The organism is Prevotella sp. P6B4, assembly GCF_000619985.1.
Classification (GTDB): domain Bacteria; phylum Bacteroidota; class Bacteroidia; order Bacteroidales; family Bacteroidaceae; genus Prevotella.
Genome location: NZ_KK211048.1, coordinates 1,961 through 4,801 on the forward strand (window position 1 = coordinate 1,961; position 2,841 = coordinate 4,801).

Genomic DNA, 2,841 nt, shown 5'->3' on the forward strand with positions numbered 1-2,841 from the left:
TGCCTTTAATGGCTGTGAAGGTCTTACCTCTGTCACTATTCCAAACAGCGTGACGAGTATTGGTGATGGTGCCTTTTATGGTTGTAGCGGATTAAAGTGGGTGCGATTATTGCGCTCTGAGTCGGTGACCATGCTGTACACCAAAAGTGTATTTAATTATTGCTCCTCATTGAAATACATCATCGTACCAGAAGGTGCAGGATATGAAACTGCAGAGAATTGGAGTAACTATGCAGAGAAGATTCGTGCGGATAAGGTAACGTTGTTTGCAGAAAATGCATCGAACACATTGATGAGTTGGTGTGGGCAGTTAACATATATAAAACCAGAGGGTTGTACTGTTTATACCATTGGTAGTATGACAGATAACCAGGTGAATCTGAACGTCATCGATGGCGATGTGATTCCTGCATATACGCCTGTGATTATCCAGCGAACAGAGGGTAGTCTTAATGCACCAATAAAAGCAGAGTTTAAAGATGTAGATTACGGCAAAGATCTTGCTACTACAACAGTTACAGGTGCGACAATGTATGGTAATACTACAGAAACTGTCGTTAACACAGGCGGTTATTACACGAAAGGAAAGAGCTATGCACTTTATGGTGACAAGTTCCTGCTTGTGGATACCGATGAAGGGTTGCCTGCTCATCGCTGTATGCTGACACTCAGTAGCCCTGCTGCTACTCGTAGTTTGAGTATTGGTGGAATCGAGGATGGGGCAACATCAATTGATAATGGACAATTAGCAAATGATAATTATACTGATGGAACCTGGTATGACCTACAGGGCCGCAAGCTCGATAGCAAGCCTACACGTAAAGGACTCTATATCTTTAATGGAAAGAAGATGGTAATAAAGTAATGTAGAGGAGATATGAAAATGAAAAAGACAATAAAGATATTCACACTCATAGTTGCACTGTTCATCACATCCACAGTTTGGGCTGATACACAGAAAATCATAGAGGGAAGCGTAAATGGTGGTTCACTCTCATTCTACACAGATGCGAATTGTAACTCTGTCATCAACAATCTTGCAGCAGTTACTGTAGGCAGCACCGTCTATATTAAGGCAACTCCTGCTTCAGGAAAGTGTATGGGTGCTGCTGATGCAAACAATAAGGTTGGTTTTATCAAAGTGGAGAAGACCATAAGTAGCGATGTTGCTCAGAGCCGCACAAGAGGTGAGACACTTGGCGATTTTATAGATGTATTTGTAGTGAATGAGGCAAGTAAAGTCTATTCATTCACAATGCCTAATGATGGCAAAATCAATGTACAAGTTACTGCAGAGTTCCCAAATACGCAGATAACTATCAGTGGTTGGACTTACGGTGATACTGCAAATGCACCCGTATTTAGTCCTGGGACTAACGATGAAGGGGGTGTCTACGAATATAAGGTGCAGGGAGCTGCCGATGATACTTATAGGGCCACAATACCTACAAATACTGGCAACTATACTATTCGTGTTACTTTCGGCATTTATAGCACCACAGCCGATTTTTCCATTGCTAAGCGAACAGTTAACAATCCTACAATAGAGTTGGCTATCCCTACTGAGGGATGCATATATGATGGAACTGCAAAAGAGCCAGCAGTTACTGTTAAAGATGGTGGAACAACGATTCCTTCAACAGAATACTCAGTAAGCTATTCGAATAATATCAACGTAGGTACGGCTACAGTAACTATTACTGATATGGAAGGTGGAAACTATACGGTTAGTGGCAGTACAACGTTTGCCATCTCATCTGCAGATGGTAGCTTGACACCTCCTGCAGGCAAGAGCGACTTGGTATATAATGGCACTGCTCAGGATCTGATTACAGCAGGAAGTACGACAACTGGTACGATGCAGTATTCTCTTGATGGAACAACCTATTCGACAACGATTCCTCAAGGCATCAATGCTGGTAGCTACATTGTTTACTATAAGGTAAAAGGTGATGCTAATCATAATGACATAGCTGCTCAGCACTTTACTGTAATCATTGCAGCAAAGATGGTTGATACTCCAACAATCACCTTAAGCCAGACAAGCTATACCTACGATGGTACAGTCAAGGAGCCAACAGTAACTGTAAAGGATGGCGAAACAACTATCCCTGCGTCTGAATATTCTGTAAGCTATACTAATAATACTAATGCTGGTACTGCAACTGTGACTATCACAGATAAGGAAGGTGGCAACTATGCAGTCAGTGGTAGTACAACGTTTGCCATTTCATATGCGATTAGTAACATGGCACCTCCTACAGGCAAGAGCGACCTGGTTTATACAGGTACTGCTCAGGACTTGATTACAGCTGGTAGAACGACTACAGGTACGATGCTGTACTCGCTTGATGGAACCAATTACAGTACGCAGATTCCTCAGGGCACCAATGCTGGTAGCTATACCATTTACTATCGAGTAAATGGTGATGCTAACCATTATGACGTTGCTGGCCTGCCCTTCACTGTGATCATTGCAGCAAAGACGGTAGATACTCCTACGATTACATTGAGCCAGATCAACTATACCTATGACGGTACTGCGAAGGAGCCGACTGTAACAGTTAAGGATGGCGAAACAACTATCCCTGCGTCTGAATATTCTGTAAGCTATACCAATAATATCAATGTTGGCACAGCAACTGTTACGATTACCGATGTGGATGGTGGAAACTATGCAGTCAGTGGCAGCACAACGTTTGCCATATCTTCTGCTGATGGCAGTCTAACGCCTCCTGCTGGTAAGAGCAACTTGGTATATAATGGTGCTGCTCAGGATCTGATAACTGCTGGTAGTACGACAACGGGAACAATGCAGTACTCGCTTGATGGAACCAATTA

At 42.8% G+C, this 2,841-nt stretch carries 2 protein-coding genes; both read left to right on the forward strand.

What is annotated here, in order from left to right; translation table 11 throughout:
• Nucleotides 1-865 (forward strand): leucine-rich repeat domain-containing protein (locus T491_RS0115265; RefSeq protein WP_197018889.1); only part of this gene is annotated, 865 nt, incomplete at its 5' end.
• Nucleotides 866-883: 18 nt separating this feature from the next.
• The coding region (locus tag T491_RS0115270; protein WP_028904637.1) for an MBG domain-containing protein at nt 884-2,841 on the forward strand (1,958 nt) is incomplete at its 3' end.